The sequence below is a fragment of the Pseudomonas rossensis genome (assembly GCF_039888995.1).
In the GTDB taxonomy this organism is placed as follows: Bacteria; Pseudomonadota; Gammaproteobacteria; order Pseudomonadales; family Pseudomonadaceae; genus Aquipseudomonas; species Aquipseudomonas rossensis.
On the sequence record NZ_JBBWCB010000063.1, the window covers coordinates 15,312 to 34,975 of the forward strand.

The 19,664-nt window shown below is 58.9% G+C and carries 16 protein-coding genes, 2 tRNA genes and 1 pseudogene; 14 read left to right on the forward strand and 5 right to left on the reverse strand.

What is annotated here, in order from left to right; all coding sequences use genetic code 11:
- The first annotated feature begins 12 nt into the window (after positions 1-12).
- The 6 genes from hflX to WLY71_RS17610 all read left to right on the forward strand — a co-directional run bounded on the left by hflX (position 13) and on the right by WLY71_RS17610 (position 8,390).
- Positions 13-1,314, forward strand: a complete 1,302-nt coding sequence (hflX, locus tag WLY71_RS17585; RefSeq protein WP_347804554.1) for a ribosome rescue GTPase HflX — start codon at positions 13-15, stop codon at positions 1,312-1,314.
- A gap of 96 nt (positions 1,315-1,410) precedes the next feature.
- On the forward strand, positions 1,411-2,583 hold the full coding sequence (gene hflK, locus WLY71_RS17590) for an FtsH protease activity modulator HflK (RefSeq protein ID WP_347804555.1): 1,173 nt from the start codon (positions 1,411-1,413) through the stop codon (positions 2,581-2,583).
- On the forward strand, positions 2,583-3,452 hold the full coding sequence (hflC, locus tag WLY71_RS17595) for a protease modulator HflC (RefSeq protein ID WP_056746351.1): 870 nt from the start codon (positions 2,583-2,585) through the stop codon (positions 3,450-3,452). The genes hflK and hflC overlap by 1 nt, the downstream gene beginning before the upstream one ends.
- A gap of 318 nt (positions 3,453-3,770) precedes the next feature.
- Entirely contained in the window at positions 3,771-4,958 is a 1,188-nt protein-coding gene (locus tag WLY71_RS17600) for an ATP phosphoribosyltransferase regulatory subunit (protein WP_007939588.1), read from the forward strand.
- A 54-nt stretch (positions 4,959-5,012) separates the two neighbouring features.
- Positions 5,013-6,305, forward strand: coding sequence for an adenylosuccinate synthase (locus WLY71_RS17605; protein WP_347804556.1), 1,293 nt, complete (start codon positions 5,013-5,015; stop codon positions 6,303-6,305).
- Between the two features lie 150 nt (positions 6,306-6,455).
- Entirely contained in the window at positions 6,456-8,390 is a 1,935-nt protein-coding gene (locus WLY71_RS17610; RefSeq protein ID WP_347804557.1) for a methyl-accepting chemotaxis protein, read from the forward strand.
- Positions 8,391-8,486: 96 nt separating this feature from the next.
- On the opposite strand, the gene WLY71_RS17615 is transcribed toward WLY71_RS17610, so the two are convergent.
- Positions 8,487-10,052 (reverse strand): ABC transporter permease, encoded by a 1,566-nt coding sequence (locus tag WLY71_RS17615; RefSeq protein ID WP_347804558.1) that lies wholly within the window; start codon positions 10,050-10,052, stop codon positions 8,487-8,489.
- The gene (locus WLY71_RS17620; protein WP_347804559.1) at positions 10,052-11,062 is read right to left on the reverse strand and encodes an extracellular solute-binding protein; all 1,011 of its coding nucleotides are present in this window, start codon (positions 11,060-11,062) and stop codon (positions 10,052-10,054) included. The genes WLY71_RS17615 and WLY71_RS17620 overlap by 1 nt, the downstream gene beginning before the upstream one ends.
- A 23-nt stretch (positions 11,063-11,085) precedes the next feature.
- Here WLY71_RS17620 and WLY71_RS17625 point away from each other — a divergent pair, with 23 nt between their 5' ends.
- Positions 11,086-11,292 (forward strand): hypothetical protein, encoded by a 207-nt coding sequence (locus tag WLY71_RS17625; RefSeq protein ID WP_347804560.1) that lies wholly within the window; start codon positions 11,086-11,088, stop codon positions 11,290-11,292.
- Between the two features lie 28 nt (positions 11,293-11,320).
- Here WLY71_RS17625 and WLY71_RS17630 read toward each other — a convergent pair.
- Positions 11,321-11,407, reverse strand: a tRNA-Leu gene (locus WLY71_RS17630).
- A gap of 166 nt (positions 11,408-11,573) precedes the next feature.
- Positions 11,574-11,660: transfer RNA gene (locus WLY71_RS17635), tRNA-Leu, on the reverse strand.
- A 226-nt stretch (positions 11,661-11,886) separates the two neighbouring features.
- On the opposite strand from WLY71_RS17635, the gene rnr reads away from it, so the two are divergent.
- The 7 genes from rnr to dnaB all read left to right on the forward strand — a co-directional run bounded on the left by rnr (position 11,887) and on the right by dnaB (position 19,189).
- Positions 11,887-14,517: a ribonuclease R gene (rnr, locus tag WLY71_RS17640; protein ID WP_347804561.1), complete on the forward strand. Its 2,631-nt coding sequence runs from the start codon at positions 11,887-11,889 to the stop codon at positions 14,515-14,517.
- On the forward strand, positions 14,514-15,281 hold the full coding sequence (rlmB, locus tag WLY71_RS17645) for a 23S rRNA (guanosine(2251)-2'-O)-methyltransferase RlmB (RefSeq protein ID WP_347804562.1): 768 nt from the start codon (positions 14,514-14,516) through the stop codon (positions 15,279-15,281). The genes rnr and rlmB overlap by 4 nt, the downstream gene beginning before the upstream one ends.
- 314 nt (positions 15,282-15,595) lie before the next feature.
- The gene (gene rpsF, locus WLY71_RS17650; protein WP_003217491.1) at positions 15,596-16,018 is read left to right on the forward strand and encodes a 30S ribosomal protein S6; all 423 of its coding nucleotides are present in this window, start codon (positions 15,596-15,598) and stop codon (positions 16,016-16,018) included.
- Between the two features lie 28 nt (positions 16,019-16,046).
- Positions 16,047-16,277 (forward strand): 30S ribosomal protein S18, encoded by a 231-nt coding sequence (gene rpsR / locus WLY71_RS17655; protein ID WP_002551829.1) that lies wholly within the window; start codon positions 16,047-16,049, stop codon positions 16,275-16,277.
- Positions 16,278-16,313: 36 nt separating this feature from the next.
- Entirely contained in the window at positions 16,314-17,207 is an 894-nt protein-coding gene (locus WLY71_RS17660) for a YybS family protein (RefSeq protein ID WP_056746335.1), read from the forward strand.
- Between the two features lie 19 nt (positions 17,208-17,226).
- Positions 17,227-17,673, forward strand: coding sequence for a 50S ribosomal protein L9 (gene rplI, locus WLY71_RS17665; RefSeq protein WP_003197251.1), 447 nt, complete (start codon positions 17,227-17,229; stop codon positions 17,671-17,673).
- A gap of 121 nt (positions 17,674-17,794) precedes the next feature.
- Positions 17,795-19,189, forward strand: a complete 1,395-nt coding sequence (dnaB, locus tag WLY71_RS17670) for a replicative DNA helicase (protein WP_347804563.1) — start codon at positions 17,795-17,797, stop codon at positions 19,187-19,189.
- Between the two features lie 32 nt (positions 19,190-19,221).
- On the opposite strand, the pseudogene WLY71_RS17675 reads toward dnaB, so the two are convergent.
- Positions 19,222-19,664 (reverse strand): annotated as a pseudogene (locus tag WLY71_RS17675) (dermonecrotic toxin domain-containing protein); the annotation flags it as partial.

A 19,664-nucleotide genomic window follows, 5' to 3' on the forward strand; every position in this document is an offset into this window, starting at 1 on the left:
TAGGAGTCTCCTTTGTTCTTTGAGCGCCACGGTGGTGGTGAGCGAGTAATCCTCGTTCACTTGGATGGACAGGACCCTGAGGCGCGCGAAGATCCGCAGGAGTTTCAGGAACTGGCTAATTCGGCGGGCGCCGAGACCGTTGCGTTTTTTAACGTGCCGCGTCATCGGCCAACCGCCAAATTCCTCATTGGCAGTGGCAAGGTCGAGGAACTACGCGACCTGGTCAAGGCCGAAGAGGCCGATCTGGTGATTTTCAATCACATCCTCACGCCCAGTCAGGAACGTAACCTCGAACGTGTTTTCGAGTGTCGCGTGATCGACCGCACCGGTCTGATTCTCGATATTTTCGCCCAACGCGCCCGTACCCATGAAGGCAAGCTCCAGGTAGAGCTGGCCCAGCTTGACCACATGAGCACCCGGCTGGTTCGTGGCTGGACTCACCTTGAACGCCAAGGTGGCGGTATCGGCATGCGTGGCCCGGGTGAAACCCAATTGGAAACCGACCGCCGTTTGCTGCGGGTTCGCCTGCGACAGATCAAGGGCCGACTGGAAAAAGTGCGCAGTCAGCGCGAACAGTCGCGACGCGGTCGTTCGCGTGCGGATATTCCTACCGTGTCCCTGGTGGGGTATACCAACGCCGGCAAATCCACGCTCTTCAATAACGTGACGAAATCCGACGTGTACGCGGCTGACCAGTTGTTTGCCACGCTGGACCCGACCTTGCGCCGTATGGAACTCGACGATCTGGGGCCGATTGTCCTGGCCGACACGGTGGGTTTCATACGCCACTTGCCCCACAAACTGGTCGAGGCGTTTCGGTCTACGCTCGAAGAGTCGAGCAACTCGGACCTGCTGTTGCACGTGATCGATGCGGCCGAACCGGATCGCATGTTGCAGATAGAGCAGGTGATGGTGGTGCTGGGCGAGATTGGTGCCCAGGACTTGCCGATACTCGAGGTCTATAACAAACTCGATTTGCTTGAAGGCGTTGAGCCACAAATCCAGCGCGACGAAAACGGCAAGCCCCAACGGGTCTGGCTGTCGGCGCGTGATGGCAGTGGTCTGGAATTGCTTGAGCAAGCCATTGCCGAGTTGCTGGGCGGTGATTTGTTTGTTGGCACCTTGCGCTTGCCGCAACGTTTTGCTCGACTGCGTGCGCAGTTTTTCGAACTCGGTGCGGTGCAGAAAGAAGAACACGACGAGGAAGGCATCAGCCTGCTGGCCGTACGTTTGCCACGGATCGAGTTGAATCGACTGGTGAGCCGCGAAGGATTGCAGCCGATGGATTTCATCGAGCAACACACTTTGCAATAAAAGCCTGAGAAAGCGGTTGTGCCGCGGTGACAGGCATTCTGTAGCATTGGTCGGCGCGCCGTGGGTGCGTCTTTGCTTTATCAGATGGAGAGCGCTATGGCTTGGAATGAGCCGGGTGGCAACTCGAATAATCAGGATCCTTGGGGTGGCAAACGCCGCAATAACGGCGACCGCAAGGGACCACCGGATCTCGACGAGGCCTTCCGAAAGCTGCAGGAAAGCCTGAACGGGTTGTTCGGTGGTGGTAAGAAACGCGGTGATGACGGTGGCGGTTCGGGCAGGAGTAGCGGCTTCGGCGGTCTGCTCGGCATCGGCCTGGTCGTGTTGGCGGCCGTATGGCTGTACAGCGCGGTCTATGTAGTCGACGAGCAGGAGCAAGCCGTGGTGCTGCGCTTCGGCAAGTACTACGAAACTGTCGGCCCGGGTCTGAACATCTATTTCCCGCCGCTTGATCGCAAGTACCTGGAAAACGTCACGCGTGAGCGTGCCTATACCAAGCAGGGTCAAATGCTCACTGAAGACGAAAACATCGTCGAAGTGCCGCTGACCGTGCAGTACAAGATCAGCAACCTGCAGGACTTCGTGCTGAGCGTTGATCAGCCGGAAATCAGCCTTCAGCACGCGACCGAAAGTGCCTTGCGCCATGTGGTGGGTTCCACCGCGATGGATCAAGTGCTGACCGAAGGTCGTGAATTGATGGCCAGCGAAATCAAGGAGCGTCTGCAACGCTTCATGGATACCTATCGCACCGGTATCACCGTCACTCAGGTCAACGTACAGAGCGCAGCGGCACCGCGTGAAGTGCAGGAAGCCTTCGATGACGTGATCCGCGCCCGTGAAGACGAGCAGCGTTCGCGCAACCAGGCTGAAACCTATGCCAACGGCGTCGTGCCGGAAGCCCGTGGTCAGGCCCAGCGCATCATCGAAGATGCCAATGGTTACCGTGACGAAACCGTCTCGCGCGCCAAGGGTGAGGCCGATCGCTTCACCAAACTGGTGGCCGAGTACCGCAAGGCGCCTGAAGTCACCCGTGAGCGTCTGTACCTGGACACCATGCAGGAAGTCTTCAGCAACACCAGCAAGGTTCTCGTGACCGGCAACAAGAATGGCCAGAGCAATCTGCTCTACTTGCCGCTGGACAAAATGGTCGAAAGTGGTCGCAGCACCAGCACTCAGGTGACCGGCGCGGCAGCCACCAGCAATGAAGCGAATGCGCGTGCGGCTGCTGATCTGCAGCAACAGCCATCTCGCACCAGGGAGAGTCGCTGATGAGCAATAAATCGCTGATCGCCCTTATTGTCGGCGTCGTCGTGGCGATCGCTGCCTGGAACTGCTTCTACATCGTGGCTCAGACCGAGCGTGCGGTGCTGCTGCAGTTCGGTCGTGTGGTCCAGGCTGATGTTCAGCCGGGCCTGCATGTGAAAGTGCCTTACGTTAACCAGGTGCGCAAATTCGACGCACGCCTGATGACGCTGGATGCACCGACGCAACGCTTCCTGACGCTGGAAAAGAAAGCCGTCATGGTCGATGCCTACGCCAAGTGGCGCGTGAAAGATGCCGAGCGCTTCTACACCGCGACTTCCGGCCTCAAGCAGATTGCTGACGAGCGACTGTCCCGTCGTCTGGAATCGGGCCTGCGTGACCAGTTCGGTAAGCGCACGCTGCATGAAGTGGTTTCCGGTGAGCGCGATGCGCTGATGACCGATATCACGGCTTCGCTGAACAAGATGGCGGAAAAAGAGCTGGGCATCGAAGTTGTCGATGTTCGGGTCAAGGCCATCGATCTGCCGAAAGAAGTGAACCGCAGCGTGTTTGAACGCATGAGCTCCGAGCGTGAGCGTGAAGCTCGCGAGCACCGCGCCAAGGGTAACGAACTGTCAGAAGGCATTCGTGCCGACGCTGATCGTCAACGCCGCGTGTTGCTGGCTGAAGCCTATCGTGAATCCGAAGAGGTTCGCGGTGATGGTGACGCCCAGGCGGCTGCGATCTACTCCAAGGCCTACGGCCAGGATCAGGAGTTCTACGGTTTCTACCGTAGCCTGCGTGCCTACCGTGAAAGCTTCGCGAACAAATCCGACGTCATGGTCCTGGACCCAAGCAGCGACTTCTTCCGCTACCTGGAAAAAGCCAAGCCTTGATACGACGTTGACCTGAATCATCCCCCGCCTGACGGCTAACACCTCGGGCGGGGTGATCCTTTGGGAAAACGTGTGTATGATGCGGCAGCCGGGAAATTCCCGGCTTTTTTGCGTCTGCACGTTTGATTGCTGTTTTTTATGCAGGCGTCCGAGTTGAATGACTCGACAGGTTTTTCGAGGAAAGTGGTTGGCGAAGCCGATTTCAGGCTTTTCGCCCCGTTGTTCATGCGCGTGGTTTGTGCGCATGAGCCGATCATTTTCTGCTTCACTCAAGGCTCGCCCAAAGGCTTGCCGCCCGGATCATAGGGGAATGGCGTAATGGCAACGGTAGACCGCTGGCTGCTGCCAGATGGCATCGAAGAAGTACTGCCACCAGAAGCGGCGCGCATTGAAGTCGCGCGTCGTCAGGTGTTGGATCTGTTCCAGAGCTGGGGTTACGAGTTTGTCGTGACTCCCCATATCGAGTACCTGGAATCCCTGCTGACCGGCGCGGGCCAGGACCTAGATCTGCGTACCTTCAAGGTCATCGACCCGCAATCGGGTCGGCAGATGGGTTTCCGTGCCGACATTACGCCGCAAGTGGCGCGTATCGATGCGCACACCTTGCGACGCGAAGGCCCGAGCCGTCTGTGCTATGCCGGTAGCGTGCTGCACGCTCAGCCGCGCGCCTTGTCGTCCTCGCGCAGCCCGATCCAGCTGGGTGCCGAGTTGTACGGCGATGCCAGCCCGAGCAGCGACGTGGAAGTCATCAGCCTGATGTTGGCTATGCTGCAACTGGCCGATGTGCCGGATGTGCACATGGATCTCGGTCATGTTGGTATCTACCGTGGCCTGGCTCGCGCCGCCGGTTTGTCCGGTGAAGTCGAGCAACAGCTGTTCGATGCATTGCAACGTAAAGCCATCGACGAGGTCATTACCTTGACCGAAGGCTTGCCTGCGGATCTGTCGGGCATGTTGCGGGCGCTGGTCGACCTGTGTGGCGGCCGTGAAGTATTGAGCGCTGCCCGCGAGCGTCTGGCGAATGCGCCGGCGCCGGTACTGGCAGCTCTGGACGATTTGTTGGCGATTGCCGAGCGTCTGTCCACACGTTTCCCTGAGTTGCCGTTGTATTTCGACCTGGGCGAATTGCGCGGCTACCACTACCACACCGGTGTGGTGTTCGCGGTGTTCGTACCGGGTGTTGGCCAGTCCATAGCTCAGGGCGGTCGTTACGACGACATCGGTGCCGACTTCGGTCGGGCTCGTCCGGCAACCGGCTTCTCCACCGATTTGAAAACCCTGGTGACCCTGGGGCGTGCTGAGATCGAGCTACCGTCTGGCGGTATCTGGATGCCTGACAGTACGGATGCGGCACTCTGGCAGCAGGTTTGCCAGTTGCGCAGTGAGGGTCAGCGTGTCGTTCAGGCTTTGCCTGGGCAACCTTTGGCCGCCGCCCGTGAAGCGGACTGCGACCGGCAATTGATTCAGCAGAACGGGCTTTGGCAAGTATCGCCACTGGCTTCTTGAGTTTTCCTGTCGGCCGCGGCCGGCACCAAGTTTGCGCGAATGAGGACAAGTGTTATGGGTAAGAATGTCGTAGTCCTGGGCACCCAATGGGGTGATGAGGGCAAAGGCAAGATCGTTGATCTGCTGACCGAACATGCTGCCGCCGTAGTGCGCTACCAGGGTGGCCACAACGCTGGTCACACCCTGGTGATCAATGGCGAAAAAACCGTCTTGCACCTGATCCCGTCGGGCGTGCTGCGCGAAGGCGTGCAGTGCCTGATCGGCAACGGCGTGGTGGTTGCACCCGACGCTCTGCTGCGGGAAATCATCAAGCTGGAAGAGAAAGGCGTACCGGTGCGCGAGCGCCTGCGTATCAGCCCGTCCTGCCCGCTGATCCTGTCCTATCACGTAGCGCTGGACCAGGCGCGTGAAAAGGCCCGTGGCGAGCTGAAGATCGGTACTACCGGTCGTGGCATCGGCCCGGCCTACGAAGACAAGGTTGCACGTCGTGGCCTGCGCATCGGTGACCTGTTCCACCGCGAGCGTTTCGCCGCCAAGCTGGGCGAGTTGCTGGATTACCACAACTTCGTTCTGGTCAATTACTACAAAGAGCCTGCGATCGACTTCCAGAAAACACTCGACGAGTGCATGGAATACGCCGAGCTGCTGAAGCCGATGATGCTCGACGTCACGGCTGAGCTGCACGAACTGCGTCGCGCTGGCAAAGACATCATGTTCGAAGGCGCCCAAGGCTCCCTGCTGGACATCGATCACGGTACCTACCCGTACGTCACCAGCTCCAACACCACCGCTGGCGGCATCGCTACCGGTTCGGGTTTTGGTCCGATGTACCTGGATTACATCCTCGGCATCACCAAGGCTTACACCACTCGCGTCGGTTCGGGTCCGTTCCCGACTGAGCTGTTTGATGATGTGGGTGCTTTCCTGGCCAAGCGTGGCCACGAGTTCGGTGCTACCACCGGCCGTGCCCGTCGTTGCGGCTGGTTCGATGCTGTCATCCTGCGTCGCGCTATCGACGTCAACAGCATCTCGGGCCTGTGCCTGACCAAGCTGGACGTGCTGGACGGTCTGGAAACCATCAACATCTGCGTTGGCTACAAGAACCAGGATGGTGCAGTGATCGACGCACCGACTGACGCCGACAGCTACATCGGCCTGGAGCCGGTGTACGAAGAGATGCCGGGCTGGACCGAATCCACCGTCGGTGCCAAGACCCTGGAAGAGCTGCCACAGGCTGCACGCAACTACATCAAACGCGTCGAAGAGTTGGTCGGTGCGCCGATTGACATTATTTCGACGGGCCCGGACCGCAACGAAACCATCGTTCTGCGTCACCCGTTCGCTTAATAAGTCGTTGATGTAAAACACAAAGGCCCCTTAATTGGGGCCTTTGTCGTTTCTGCCTGTCGGACGGCACGACCCTTGCTGTGAACTTCATTAAGCGCATCGCTTCTAGCGTGCCATCAATTTAATGGCGTTAAAGCAGAGGGATTCTAAGTGTCGGCCGTTCTCTCACTGTTACAAAGCCGTCTATTACGGCCTGTGTTCGTTACCCTTGGTATCGCACTGTTGGTGCAGGTGCTGGTGGCTGTCGCCCTGACTCGGAGCACAGTGACCGCACTGGAAGCCGATCTGGGTGTGCGTCTGGGTGCCGACAGTCAAAAACTCTCCGGGGAACTTGAGCAGGCAGGGCGTGAAGTCACGTCGAGCCTCGACAGCCTCTCCACCAGTACTCGTCAGCGCCTTACGGCGGGCTTGTCCTCGCGATTGAAGGACGAGCAGGCACAACTGCGTGCGACGTTGGAGAAGGATCTGAAGGACTCTGCCAATGATATGGCGCAGCTTTTGGCTTCGGTCGCACCTCGCGCCATGTGGGACAGCGACGTTCCAACCCTGTCCGAATTCGCCCGCCGGGCTCAGCGTAATCCCAACGTGTTGTTCGTGGTCTACGACGACGCGACGGGGCAGCACCTGACGCGCTACCTCAACCGCGAGAACCCGATCAACAAGGCGCTGCTAGAAAAGGGGCAGGGCGAGCGTGCCCTGGACAAGGTGCTGGATGCGGCGAAGAACGATCCGTCGGTCTATTACCTGGAAGCCTCGATCAATCCTAACGGCGTGGAAATCGGCAAGGTCTTGATGGGCGTCTCAACCGCCTCGGTGGAAACCGATTTGGCGGCCTTGGACAAACGCTTCTCGGCGCTGATTGCCAGCAGTGATCAATTGGTGGGCGACAGCCTCAAGGGCGCGGCGGCTGATAGCGCAGCCGCGATGGGCGCGCGCTTGCAGTCGGCGCAATCCACGGCCTCTGAAATGCAAGCCAACACCACCAGCACTGTTCAGGAAGCGGCGGGCACTTTGCGCTGGCGCATCGGCATGGGTCTGGCGGTGGTGGGTTTCGGTGTGTTGCTGTTGCTCGCGGTGGTGCTGGGTCGTCGGGTGGTCAATCGCTTGAAGTTGCTCATTGCTGCAATGGACGACCTGGCTGCGGGCGAGGGCGACCTGACCAAGCGTGTGCAGATCAACAGTAAGGACGAAATCGGCGACATGGCCTCGGCGGTCAATCGCTTTGTGGATAAGTTGCAACCGATCGTGCGCGAAGCGGGCGATGTGGCTCAGCGTACCGGCGTGGAGATCGGCGCCATGACCTTGCGCAATGCCGGGGCCGATAAAGCGGCGGGCATGCAGCGCGATGAAGTGGCCGAGAGCCTGCGTGCGTTGTCGCAAATGGCTGACGAAGCCCAGTCTGAAAGTCATGCCATGCAGGCAGCTTTGCAGCAAGTGGTGGATATTCGTTCGGCCACGGATGAAAACACGCGGACCTCGGCAAAAGTCGGCAGCCTGATCGAGGCGTTGGCTGGGCAGGTCGATACCGGGGCGAAAGTCATCGAGCGGCTGGCGCAGCAGAGTGAGCAGATTGAAGTGGTGTTGACGGTGATTCACGGGATCGCCGAGCAAACCAACCTGCTGGCGCTGAACGCCGCCATCGAAGCGGCGCGTGCGGGCGAGACCGGTCGCGGGTTTGCCGTGGTGGCCGATGAGGTGCGGGCGCTGGCGAGCAAGACACAGAGCTCTACCGGCGACATTCAGGCGCACATCGTTGCCTTGCAGCAAGGAGCGCGTGAGGCGGTGGCAGCGATCGGTCAGGCCGGGCGTCAGGCCAGCGAAGGTTTGCTGGTGCTGCGTGACAGTGCGCGGTTGCAGCAATCGGTGCAGGCGTCGGTCGAGCAGGTTCATGCGGCGATTGGTCTGGCAACGCAGGCAGCGGCGCATCAGGCGCAAGGCGCGCAAGCGGTGCGCGGTCGGGTTGAAACCATTCATGTGCAGGCTGAGAAAGCGGCTCAAGCGGTGGTGGAAACCACGGCCAGTGGCAAGGTGCTGGATGGGTTGGCAGCGCAGTTGAAGGCGAGTCTGGGGCAGTTCCGGGCTTAATATTTGTATTGGTTGGTCTGGCGTCATCGCGAGCAAGCTCGCTCCCACATTGGAATACGTTCCCCTGTGGGAGCGAGCTTGCTCGCGATAGCGGTCTCAGCGGCTCAAATACATCCGGGTAGTAAGCAGATAAACCGGCAACCCCGACACCAAAATCAACAACGCCGCATAAGGCGCCGCCGCCGCAAACTCCACATTCGCGGTATGCGCCCAGACTTCCGTCGCCAGCGTATTGAGTCCGGTCGGACTCAGCAGCAACGTCGCCGTCAGCTCCTTCATCGCATCCAGAAACACCAGCGCAAACGCTGCACCGAGTGCAGGGAAGATGATCGGCAACGTCACCCGGCAAAACGCACTGAAGGACGATGCACCCAGCGTGCGTGCAGCCTCTTCCAGTTGCGGCGCAGCCTTGTTCAGCGCCGTGCGAATCGGTGCCTGCGCCAGCGGCAGAAACAACAGCGCATAAGCAATCAGCAGCAGCGCAGAAGTCTGATACAGCGCCGGCACATAATGCAGGGCGAAATATACCAGCGTCAGCGCTATCACTAGTCCTGGCAGTGCATGCAGCAGATACGGCAAGCGTTCGGCCCAGATCGCCAATTGGCCTTTGTAGCGCACCACCAGCAATCCCACCGGCACTGCCAGCACCAGGCACAGCGCCGCGCCGCCCAGTGACAACGCCAAGGAGGAGAGCAGCGCCTCGCTGATCGCCGCCACCGGAAATGCTGCCGACGAACCCACTGCCAGCCAATACGCCAGCATCCCGAGCGGAATACCGCTGCCGATGATCGCCAGCGCCAGGCAATAAAGTTGTCCGGCAGCAGCCCAAGGCCCCAGCCGAACCTGTTCCGCATGCCGAGCCGCGCCCTGACCGGTACGCACGTGTCGGCCCTTGCCGCGTACGTGCAGTTCCAACCAAAGCAGTATCAGACACAGCGCCAGCAACACGGCGGAAAGCATCGCCGCATTCGCGTTACTGAATTCCAGTTCGAACTGTTGATAGATCGCGGTGGTAAAGGTTTGCAGTCCGATGATCGACAGCGCACCGAATTCCACCAGCATGTGCAGCGCGATCAACAGCGAACCGGCGAGCAGTGACGGCCAGAGCAGCGGCAGAGTGATTCTGAAAAACACGCCCCAGCGATTCTGCCCCAGTGTGCGGGCGGACTCTTCGAGGGAGGGATCGAGATTGCGCAGGGTCGCCGCGACCGGCAGAAAGATCAGCGGATACTTGGACAGGGTCATCACCAGGATCGCCCCGCCCAAGCCTTCGAAATGAGCGCTCAGCGAGACCCAGGTGAAGCTGCTGACAAATGCCGGCACCGCGAACGGTAGGCACAAAATCACACCCCACAAGCGCCGTCCGGGCAAGTTGCTGCGCTCAAGCAGCCAGGCCAGCGACAGGCCGATCACGCCGCAGGCGAGCGTCACACCGACCATCAGCGCCAAGGTGTTGCGCAGCAGGCCAAACACATAAGGACGCCACAACAAATGCAGCGCCTCAGCCCAGCCGGCCTGCCAGGTCTTGAGCCCGACATACGCCAGTGGCAACAAGCTGAGCATCACCAGCAGCAAAACCGGTAGCAACAGCCAGATCGATGGCCGCTTGCGCCGTGGCACGTAACCCCCGCGGGCGACGGGGGCGGATAACGATGCGCTCATTAGTTCAAGCCAACGTCACGTTCCAGGTCCAGGGCTTCTTCGGCATTGCCGAGGTCGGCTGGCGTGACTTTCGGTGCTTCCAGCTCGCTGAACGGCTTGAGCCCACGATCCGATTCCATGCCTTTGTGCAGTGGGTATTCGGCGGTGGTCTGGGTGATCACGCGCTGACCTTCTTCGCTGGCCATGTAAGCGAGGAATTGCTGGGCTTCTTTTGGATGTTTGCTGGATTTCAGTACGGCAGCGCTGGAAACCGTGATCAGCCCGCCGACGTCGCCGCCGGTGAAGTAATGCAGTTTCGAATCGAGCTGACCTTTTTCACGCTGCAAGGCGAACCAGTAATAGTTGTTCACCAGCACGGTGGCGACTTCGCCGTTTTCCACTGCCTTCAGAGCCACCATGTTGTTGCTGTAGGTTTTTCCGAAAGCCCGCAAGCCAGTCAGCCATTCTTCGGCCGCGTCCACTCCGTGCACTTTGATGATTGCCACGGCCTGTTCCTGGAACGCGCCGCTGGTAGGCACGAAGCCGACCTTGCCTTGCCATTTCGGATCGGAGAACTCCATGACCGACTTGGGCAGGTCTTTTTCATCGATCAGTTTCGGGTTGAAGGCGACCACGCGGACCCGTGCGGTGACACCGATCCAGGTGCCGTTGCCGGCGACGTAGTCTTTGGGCAGAACGGCTAGGGTGGCGGCATCGGTCTGCGCCAGCAGGCCTTGTTCGCCGAGCTTGTTCAGTGGTGGCGATTCTTCGGTGTAGATCACGTCGGCAGGGGAGCGATCGCCTTCTTCGACGACCTGGCTGGCGAGCTGGTTGCTGCTGCCTTTGCGCACATTGACGTGAATCCCGGTCTTGGCTTCGAAGGCTTTGGCGATGGCATCGCCGACTTCTTTGTGTTGACCGTTATAGAGAGTCAGGGAAACCGGTTCGGCGGCTTGGGTGAGGGGAGTAGCGAGTGCCAGGCCGAGCAGGGTTATGGTCAGGCCGTGGCGCAGGGTATTTCGAAACATCATTCGCAAGGTTCCTCACTGTCGCATTGCAAAAACTTGAAACAATGATAAACGATATTGTTTCTCAAGTGCGCCTTGCAGCGGGTGAGGGGTTAGGAGCTGCCGCAGGCTGCGATCTTTTGATCTTGATTGTTGGTGGAGCTGAAATTGCTGAAGATCAAAAGATCGCAGCCTTCGGCAACTCCTACACAAACCCCGGAAACGCAAAAACCCGCTTTCGCGGGTTTTTGTGAAATTTCAGATCGACTCTGAAATTTGAATTGGTGCCCAGAAGAAGACTCGAACTTCCACGACCTTGCGGTCACCAGCACCTGAAGCTGGCGTGTCTACCAATTTCACCATCTGGGCATAATCTTCAGCGTTGCCGCTGTTGATGTGGCGCACTATACGGAGAGCTTTTTGATCTGTAAACCCCTGATTTAGTTTTAATAAATCAGGGGCTTGGAATGCAAGAAACCCGCTTTCGCGGGTTTTTGTGTGAGCCTTGAAATTGATCTAATCTCAAGCTCGAAATTGGTGCCCAGAAGAAGACTCGAACTTCCACGACCTTGCGGTCACCAGCACCTGAAGCTGGCGTGTCTACCAATTTCACCATCTGGGCATTATCGACAATGCGTCTGCGTCGTCGATGGCGCGCACTATACGGAGCGTCTTTTTAACTGTAAACCCCTGAAGTCGAAAAAACCTGGAAAATTTTACCAGTGGCATTTAATTCAGCTTCGCGCTGTCGATAAAGGGCTTTAGATGGGCTGTCATAGCCTGAAATTTCCCGTTTCATTACGCCTATGCCAAACTAACCCGCATATAGACAAGGTGAAAACTCTCTAATGGCCGATTGGCAGTCCCTCGATCCCGAGGCCGCTCGTGAAGCGGAAAAATATGAAAACCCTATTCCTAGCCGCGAACTGATCCTTCAGCACCTTGCTGATCGGGGTTCGCCTGCTAACCGCGAGCAGCTGGTTGAAGAGTTTGGTCTGACCACAGAAGACCAGATCGAAGCCCTGCGGCGCCGCCTGCGCGCCATGGAGCGCGACGCTCAACTCATCTATACCCGTCGCGGCACCTATGCGCCGGTGGACAAGCTCGACCTGATCCTGGGCCGCATCAGCGGTCACCGTGACGGCTTCGGCTTCCTGGTCCCGGACGACGGCAGTGACGACCTGTTCATGAGCCCGGCGCAAATGCGTCTGGTGTTCGATGGTGATCGTGCCCTGGCCCGTGTTTCCGGCCTTGACCGTCGCGGTCGCCGCGAAGGCATGATCGTCGAAGTGGTGTCCCGTGCCCACGAGACCATCGTCGGTCGCTACTTCGAAGAGGGCGGTATTGGTTTCGTCGTTGCGGACAATCCGAAGATCCAGCAAGAAGTGCTGGTCACGCCGGGCCGTAACGCTAACGCCAAGATCGGTCAGTTCGTCGAAGTGAAGATCACTCACTGGCCGACGCCACGCTTCCAGCCGCAAGGCGACGTGGTTGAAGTCGTGGGCAACTACATGGCGCCGGGCATGGAAATCGACGTTGCCCTGCGCACGTACGACATTCCTCACGTCTGGCCTGAGGCTGTGCTGAAAGAAGCCGCCAAGCTCAAGCCGGAAGTCGAAGAGAAAGACAAAGAGAAGCGCATCGACCTGCGTCATCTGCCGTTCGTCACCATCGACGGCGAAGATGCGCGCGACTTCGATGATGCGGTCTACTGCGAAGCCAAGCCGGGCAAACTGCGCCTGTTCTCCGGCGGGTGGAAGTTGTACGTGGCGATCGCCGACGTTTCCAGCTACGTGAAAATCGGTTCGGCTCTGGATAATGAGTCCCAGGTTCGCGGCAACTCGGTGTACTTCCCCGAGCGCGTCGTGCCGATGCTGCCTGAGCAGTTGTCCAACGGCCTGTGCTCGCTGAACCCGCACGTCGATCGTCTGGCCATGGTTTGCGAGATGACCATCTCCAAGTCCGGCGAGATGACCGACTACTGCTTCTACGAAGCGGTGATTCACTCCCACGCTCGCCTGACCTACAACAAAGTCAGCGCGATGCTGGAAACGCCGAAAATCACCGAGGCGCGTCAGCTCCGTGGCGAGTACAACGACGTTCTGCCGCACCTCAAGCAGCTTTACGCGCTGTACAAAGTGCTGTTGGCCGCTCGTCACGTGCGTGGCGCGATCGATTTCGAAACGCAGGAAACCCGGATTATCTTCGGGACCGAGCGCAAGATTGCCGAAATCCGTCCGACCGTTCGTAACGATGCGCACAAGCTGATCGAGGAATGCATGCTGGCGGCCAACGTGGCCACCGCCGAATTCCTGAAAAAGCACGAAATCCCTGCGCTGTACCGCGTCCACGATGGCCCGCCACCGGAGCGTCTGGAAAAACTGCGCGCTTTCCTTGGCGAACTCGGCCTGTCCCTGCACAAAGGCAAGGACGGCCCGTCGCCGAAGGATTACCAGGCATTGCTGGCGAGCATCAAGGACCGTCCGGATTTCCATCTGATCCAGACCGTTATGCTGCGTTCGTTGAGCCAGGCGGTTTATAGCGCCGATAACCAGGGCCACTTCGGCCTGAATTACGAAGCCTATACCCACTTCACCTCGCCGATCCGCCGCTACCCGGACTTGCTCACGCACCGGGCGATTCGCAGCGTCATCCATTCGAAAATGGACACCCCGCACGTTCGCCGTGCTGGCGCGATGACCATTCCGAAAGCGCGCATCTATCCGTACGACGAAGCGATTCTGGAGCAGCTCGGCGAGCAGTGCTCGATGAGCGAGCGCCGTGCCGACGAAGCGACCCGCGACGTCGTGAACTGGCTCAAGTGCGAGTTCATGAAAGACCGTGTAGGCGAATCGTTCCCGGGTGTGATCACTGCCGTGACCGGTTTTGGTCTGTTCGTCGAGCTGACCGATATCTACGTCGAAGGCCTGGTACACGTCACCGCGCTGCCGGGCGATTACTACCACTTCGATCCTGTGCACCACCGCCTGGCCGGTGAACGTACCGGTCGCAGCTTCCGTCTTGGCGATACCGTTGAAGTGCGCGTCATGCGCGTCGACCTCGACGAGCGCAAGATCGACTTCGAGATGGCTGAAAAGACCATCAGCGCGCCGATCGGTCGCAAGAAGCGCGGGACTGAAACCGCTGCACCCGCTACCAAAACGGCCGCAGAGCCGGCCCCGGCGAAAACCGGTCGTCGTCCTGCCAAGGAAAAAGCCGTAGAAGCCTATCGCCCGAGCGATGCCGCGGCGAAAAATGCCGAATTGCGCAAAAGTCGTGAGATGAAGCAGGCGTTGCTGTCTGAAGCGAAAAGTGGCGGTAAAGCGGCGTCTGGGGGAAAGACCGGACGGTCGGTGCCTGACAAGGCTCCCGGCGGCAAGCCAGCCAAACCGAGCAAACACCGTAAAGGCCCGCCAAAAGCGGGTTCTGCTCCAGCCGCCAAAAGCGGCGGGGCGCGTAAACCGAAGGCCAAGTCATGAGTCAGTTGGAAAAGATCTACGGCGTGCACGCTGTAGAAGCGTTGCTGCGTCACCACCCAAAACGCGTCAAGCAGATCTGGCTGGCCGAAGGCCGCAGTGATCCGCGCGTTCAAACGCTGATCGAGTTGGCGAACGAAAATCGCGTAGCCGTCGGCAACGCTGAGCGTCGCGAGCTGGATGCCTGGGTCGAAGGCGTGCACCAGGGCGTGGTGGCGGAGGTGAGTCCGAGCCAGGTCTGGGGCGAGGCGATGCTCGACGAGCTGCTCGATCGCACCGAAGGCGCGCCGCTGTTGCTGGTGCTCGACGGCGTGACCGATCCGCACAACCTCGGCGCTTGCCTGCGTTCGGCCGATGCGGCCGGCGCATTGGCGGTGATCGTGCCGAAGGACAAGTCAGCCACGCTGACCCCGACGGTGCGAAAAGTCGCCTGTGGCGCGGCGGAAGTGATTCCGCTGGTCGCCGTAACCAACCTGGCTCGCACGCTGGAAAAACTCAAGCAGCGGGGCTTGTGGGTTGTCGGTACGGCGGGCGAGGCTGAGCAGAGTTTGTATCAGCAAGACATGACCGGCCCGACCATCCTGATCATGGGCGCTGAAGGCAGCGGCATGCGTCGCCTGACTCGCGATCTTTGCGACTACCTGGTGCGCCTGCCGATGGCCGGCAGTGTCAGCAGTCTCAACGTATCCGTGGCGACCGGCGTCTGCCTGTTCGAGGCACTGCGCCAACGCGGCGTCAAAGCTGCGACGACCACCAAAAAGTCTTAAGTCAGTTGTAATCCCTGTGGGAGCGAGCCTGCTCGCGAAAGCGGAGTAGCATTCAGCATCAATGTTGAATGTTATATCCACATCGCGAGCAAGCTCGCTCCCACAGTAGTTTGTGGTGAGGCAAAATTTGGCGTGTGGACGAACTGTTCAAATAATCACCAATTGCCTTGCACCTCTTCTGTCCCTTCTCTATAATTGCGCCCCTTGCTGTGACGGCAGGCACGCATGTGTCTATCGCAAGCAAGTCCATAAGTGTCATTCACTCCTTGTCTGACCGCTTTTGAGCGGCAGGCTACAACCCGTAAGGAGCATTCATGCGTCATTACGAAATCATTTTTTTGGTCCACCCGGATCAAAGCGAGCAAGTCGGCGGCATGGTAGAGCGTTACACCAAGCTGATCGAAGAAGACGGCGGCAAAATCCACCGTCTGGAAGATTGGGGCCGTCGTCAACTGGCCTACGCAATCAACAATGTTCACAAGGCTCACTACGTGATGCTGAACGTTGAGTGCACTGGCAAGGCTCTGGCCGAGCTGGAAGACAACTTCCGCTACAACGATGCAGTGATCCGTAACCTGGTCATCCGTCGCGAAGAAGCCGTTACCGGCCAATCCGAGATGCTCAAGGCTGAAGAAAACCGCAGTGAGCGCCGTGAGCGTCGCGACCGTCCTGAGCACGAAGGCGCTGAAAGCGCTGATAGTGATGACAGCGACAACAGCGATAACGCTGACGAGTAATCCACGGACCTTTTGAGGAGCCTATTACATGGCACGTTTCTTCCGTCGTCGTAAATTCTGCCGCTTCACCGCTGAAGACGTGAAAGAGATCGATTACAAAGATCTCAACACTCTGAAAGCTTATGTATCCGAGACCGGCAAAATCGTTCCAAGCCGCATCACCGGTACCAAAGCACGTTATCAGCGTCAGCTGGCCACCGCTATCAAGCGCGCCCGCTTCCTGGCCCTGCTGGCCTACACCGACAGCCACGGCCGCTGAGACCGGGCAGTCGACACGTAGCAAAGGATTGAAAGCATGCGTGCCATAGCTGAGTTCATCATGCGCGGCCGTATGCAGGCCACTCTCGTAGTGGCCGGATGCGCAACATTGCCGCTGTTGTATTGGTTGGGTGCTGCCGCTGGTTGCCTTGTGCTCCTGCGGCGCGGATTGAAGGACGCCCTGGGCGTTCTTGCTCTGGGACTGCTGCCGGCGTTGATCTGGTGGCTTTACTCCGATGACCCACGGGCACTTCTGGTGCTGCTGGGGTCTTGGAGCCTTGCGTTGGTTTTGCGCGCAAGCGAGTCCTGGAACCGCGTGCTGCTGGTCAGCATAGCGATGGGAGTGGTGTTTTCAGTGGTGCTGGGGACGGCTTTTGGTCCTCAAATCGAGATGTTGGCGCAGGCTTTGATAAAAGTCATGCCGTCGCTACTCGGTGATGTCTACCAGAAGTTGTCGGTAGACGAGCAGGCGCATTTTGCGTCCCTGATCGCACCGGTCCTGACCGGCCTGATTGCGGCCTTATTGCAAATCGTCAGTGTGCTGAGCCTGCTTGTCGGGCGCTACTGGCAGGCGTTGTTGTACAACCCGGGTGGTTTTGGTCGCGAGTTTCGCGCCATCCGATTCCCGCTGGGGCTGGCGATGTTACTGCTGGCGTTCATGCTTCTGGGGCCTAACATCGGTCCGCAGATGGCCATGTTGACGCCGTTGTGCAGTGTACCGCTGGTGTTCGCCGGGCTGGCCCTGATTCACGGGCTGGTGGCGCAAAAGCGACTGGCCAGGTTCTGGCTGGTGGGGTTGTACGTCACGCTGTTGCTGTTCATGCAGCTGATCTATCCGTTGCTGGTGGTCTTGGCCATCGTCGACAGCCTGATTGATTTTCGCGGTCGTTCGACGCCGAAAGACGTCGATAGCGCGAACGGTGAAGGTTAAAAGTTAAGAGGATTTTCACATGCAACTGATCCTTCTGGAAAAAGTCACCAACCTGGGCAACCTGGGTGACAAAGTGAACGTTAAGGCTGGTTACGGTCGTAACTACCTGCTGCCTTACGGCAAAGCTACCGCTGCGACCGCTGCCAACCTGGCCGCGTTCGAAGAGCGTCGCGCTGAGCTGGAAAAAGCCGCAGCAGACCGTAAAACTTCGGCTGAAAGCCGTGCCGCCCAACTGGCTGAGCTGGAAGTGACTATCACTGCCACTGCCGGTGACGAAGGCAAGCTGTTCGGTTCGATCGGTACTCACGACATCGCTGATGCACTGACCGCCTCTGGCGTTGAAGTTGCAAAAAGCGAAGTTCGTCTGCCGAACGGCACCATCCGCAACGTAGGCGAATTCGACGTAGCCGTGCACCTGCACGCCGAAGTTGAAGCCACCGTACGCGTTGTCGTGGTAGCAGCTTAAGCAGCACTTGTCGGCTGGCACCCTCGGGTGCTTGCCGGTAACATCGGGCACGATCCTGTTTACAGGTCGTGCCCTTTGTCTTTCTGCAGTTCCTGATTTTCACAAAACTATTCAAGTGGCCATGAACGATATCTCCGCTCCTGAGCAATACGATCTGCAAACCGCTGCCCTGAAGGTGCCGCCGCATTCCATCGAGGCCGAACAGGCTGTGCTCGGTGGTTTGATGCTGGACAACAACGCCTGGGAACGCGTGCTTGATCAGGTGTCGGACGGCGATTTCTATCGACATGACCACCGCCTGATCTTCCGTGCGATCGCCAAGCTCGCCGACCAGAACTCGCCGATCGACGTCGTGACCCTTGCCGAGCAATTGGACAAGGAAGGTCAGACCTCGCAAGTCGGCGGCCTCGGATACCTTGGCGAACTGGCAAAAAACACGCCGTCCGTCGCCAACATCAAGGCTTATGCCCAGATTGTCCGCGCGCGGGCGACCTTGCGCCAACTGATCGGCATCGCCACCGAAATCGCCGACAGCGCCTTCAACCCGGAAGGCCGCTCGGCTGAAGAGATTCTCGACGAAGCCGAACGGCAGATTTTCCAGATCGCTGAGGCCCGGCCAAAAACCGGCGGCCCGGTGAGCGTGAATGACCTGTTGACCAAGGCCATCGACCGTATCGATACGCTGTTCAACACTGACAACGCGATTACGGGCCTCTCTACCGGTTATACCGATCTCGACGGCATGACCAGCGGCTTGCAGCCGTCCGACCTGATCATCGTCGCCGGCCGTCCATCCATGGGTAAAACCACTTTTGCGATGAACCTGGTGGAAAACGCCGTGCTGCGCAGCGACAAATGCGTATTGGTTTACTCGCTGGAGATGCCAGGCGAATCGCTGATCATGCGTATGTTGTCGTCCCTCGGCCGGATCGATCAGACCAAGGTTCGTGCCGGTCGCCTGGAAGACGACGATTGGCCGCGCCTGACATCGGCGGTCAACTTGCTCAACGACCGCAAGCTGTTCATCGACGATACGGCCGGAATCAGCCCCTCGGAGATGCGTGCGCGGACCCGGCGTCTGGTGCGTGAACACGGCGATGTTGGCCTGATCATGATCGACTACCTGCAGTTGATGCAGATCCCGGGTTCGAGCGGCGACAACCGGACCAACGAGATTTCTGAAATCTCCCGCTCCTTGAAGGCCCTGGCCAAGGAATTCAACTGCCCGGTGGTGGCGCTGTCCCAGCTCAACCGCTCCCTGGAGCAACGACCGAACAAACGCCCGATCAACTCCGACTTGCGGGAATCCGGAGCGATCGAGCAGGATGCTGACGTGATCATGTTCGTGTACCGGGACGAGGTGTATCACCCGGAAACCGAACACAAAGGCATCGCCGAGATCATCATCGGCAAGCAGCGGAACGGCCCGATCGGTACGTCACGACTGGCGTTCATCGGTAAGTACACCCGCTTCGAAAACCTGGCGCCGGGCAGCTACAACTTCGACGACGAGTAACGTCGAGGGTGTCGACGGTTGATAGCTTTGTTTCAGGCGAACAGGTCTCTGATCGTTTGCTCGGCGTAGCCATAATTCCAGCGTAGCTCGTTGTCGACGGGAATGTCGTCAATGGCAAAGAGTGCATACAGCAGGTATTTTTCCTTGCCCCCGCCTTGGGCTTGAACCTCCACATCAAACGGCACGGCTTCGACGTTGTAACCCGTTGTTGCCTGTCGTGCCGGCTTGCCCTGTTCGTACTCGAAGAGGGTATTCATTCGGGACAGCACATTGTCTCCGGACAACAGAATGGGAGGGGGGCTGGCGTGGGTGGACAGTTTCCCAGGCAGTACATTGATGAGGAACGGGTCCTGTCTGGCGCGACCGACATAACCGTGTATCAATCCTCCACCATAAACCCCAAGAATCTCCCCTTTAACCAGCGGCTTTTTGCTGCTCACCATGTCTTGCCCGATCAAGGTCCTTTCCTCAGGCA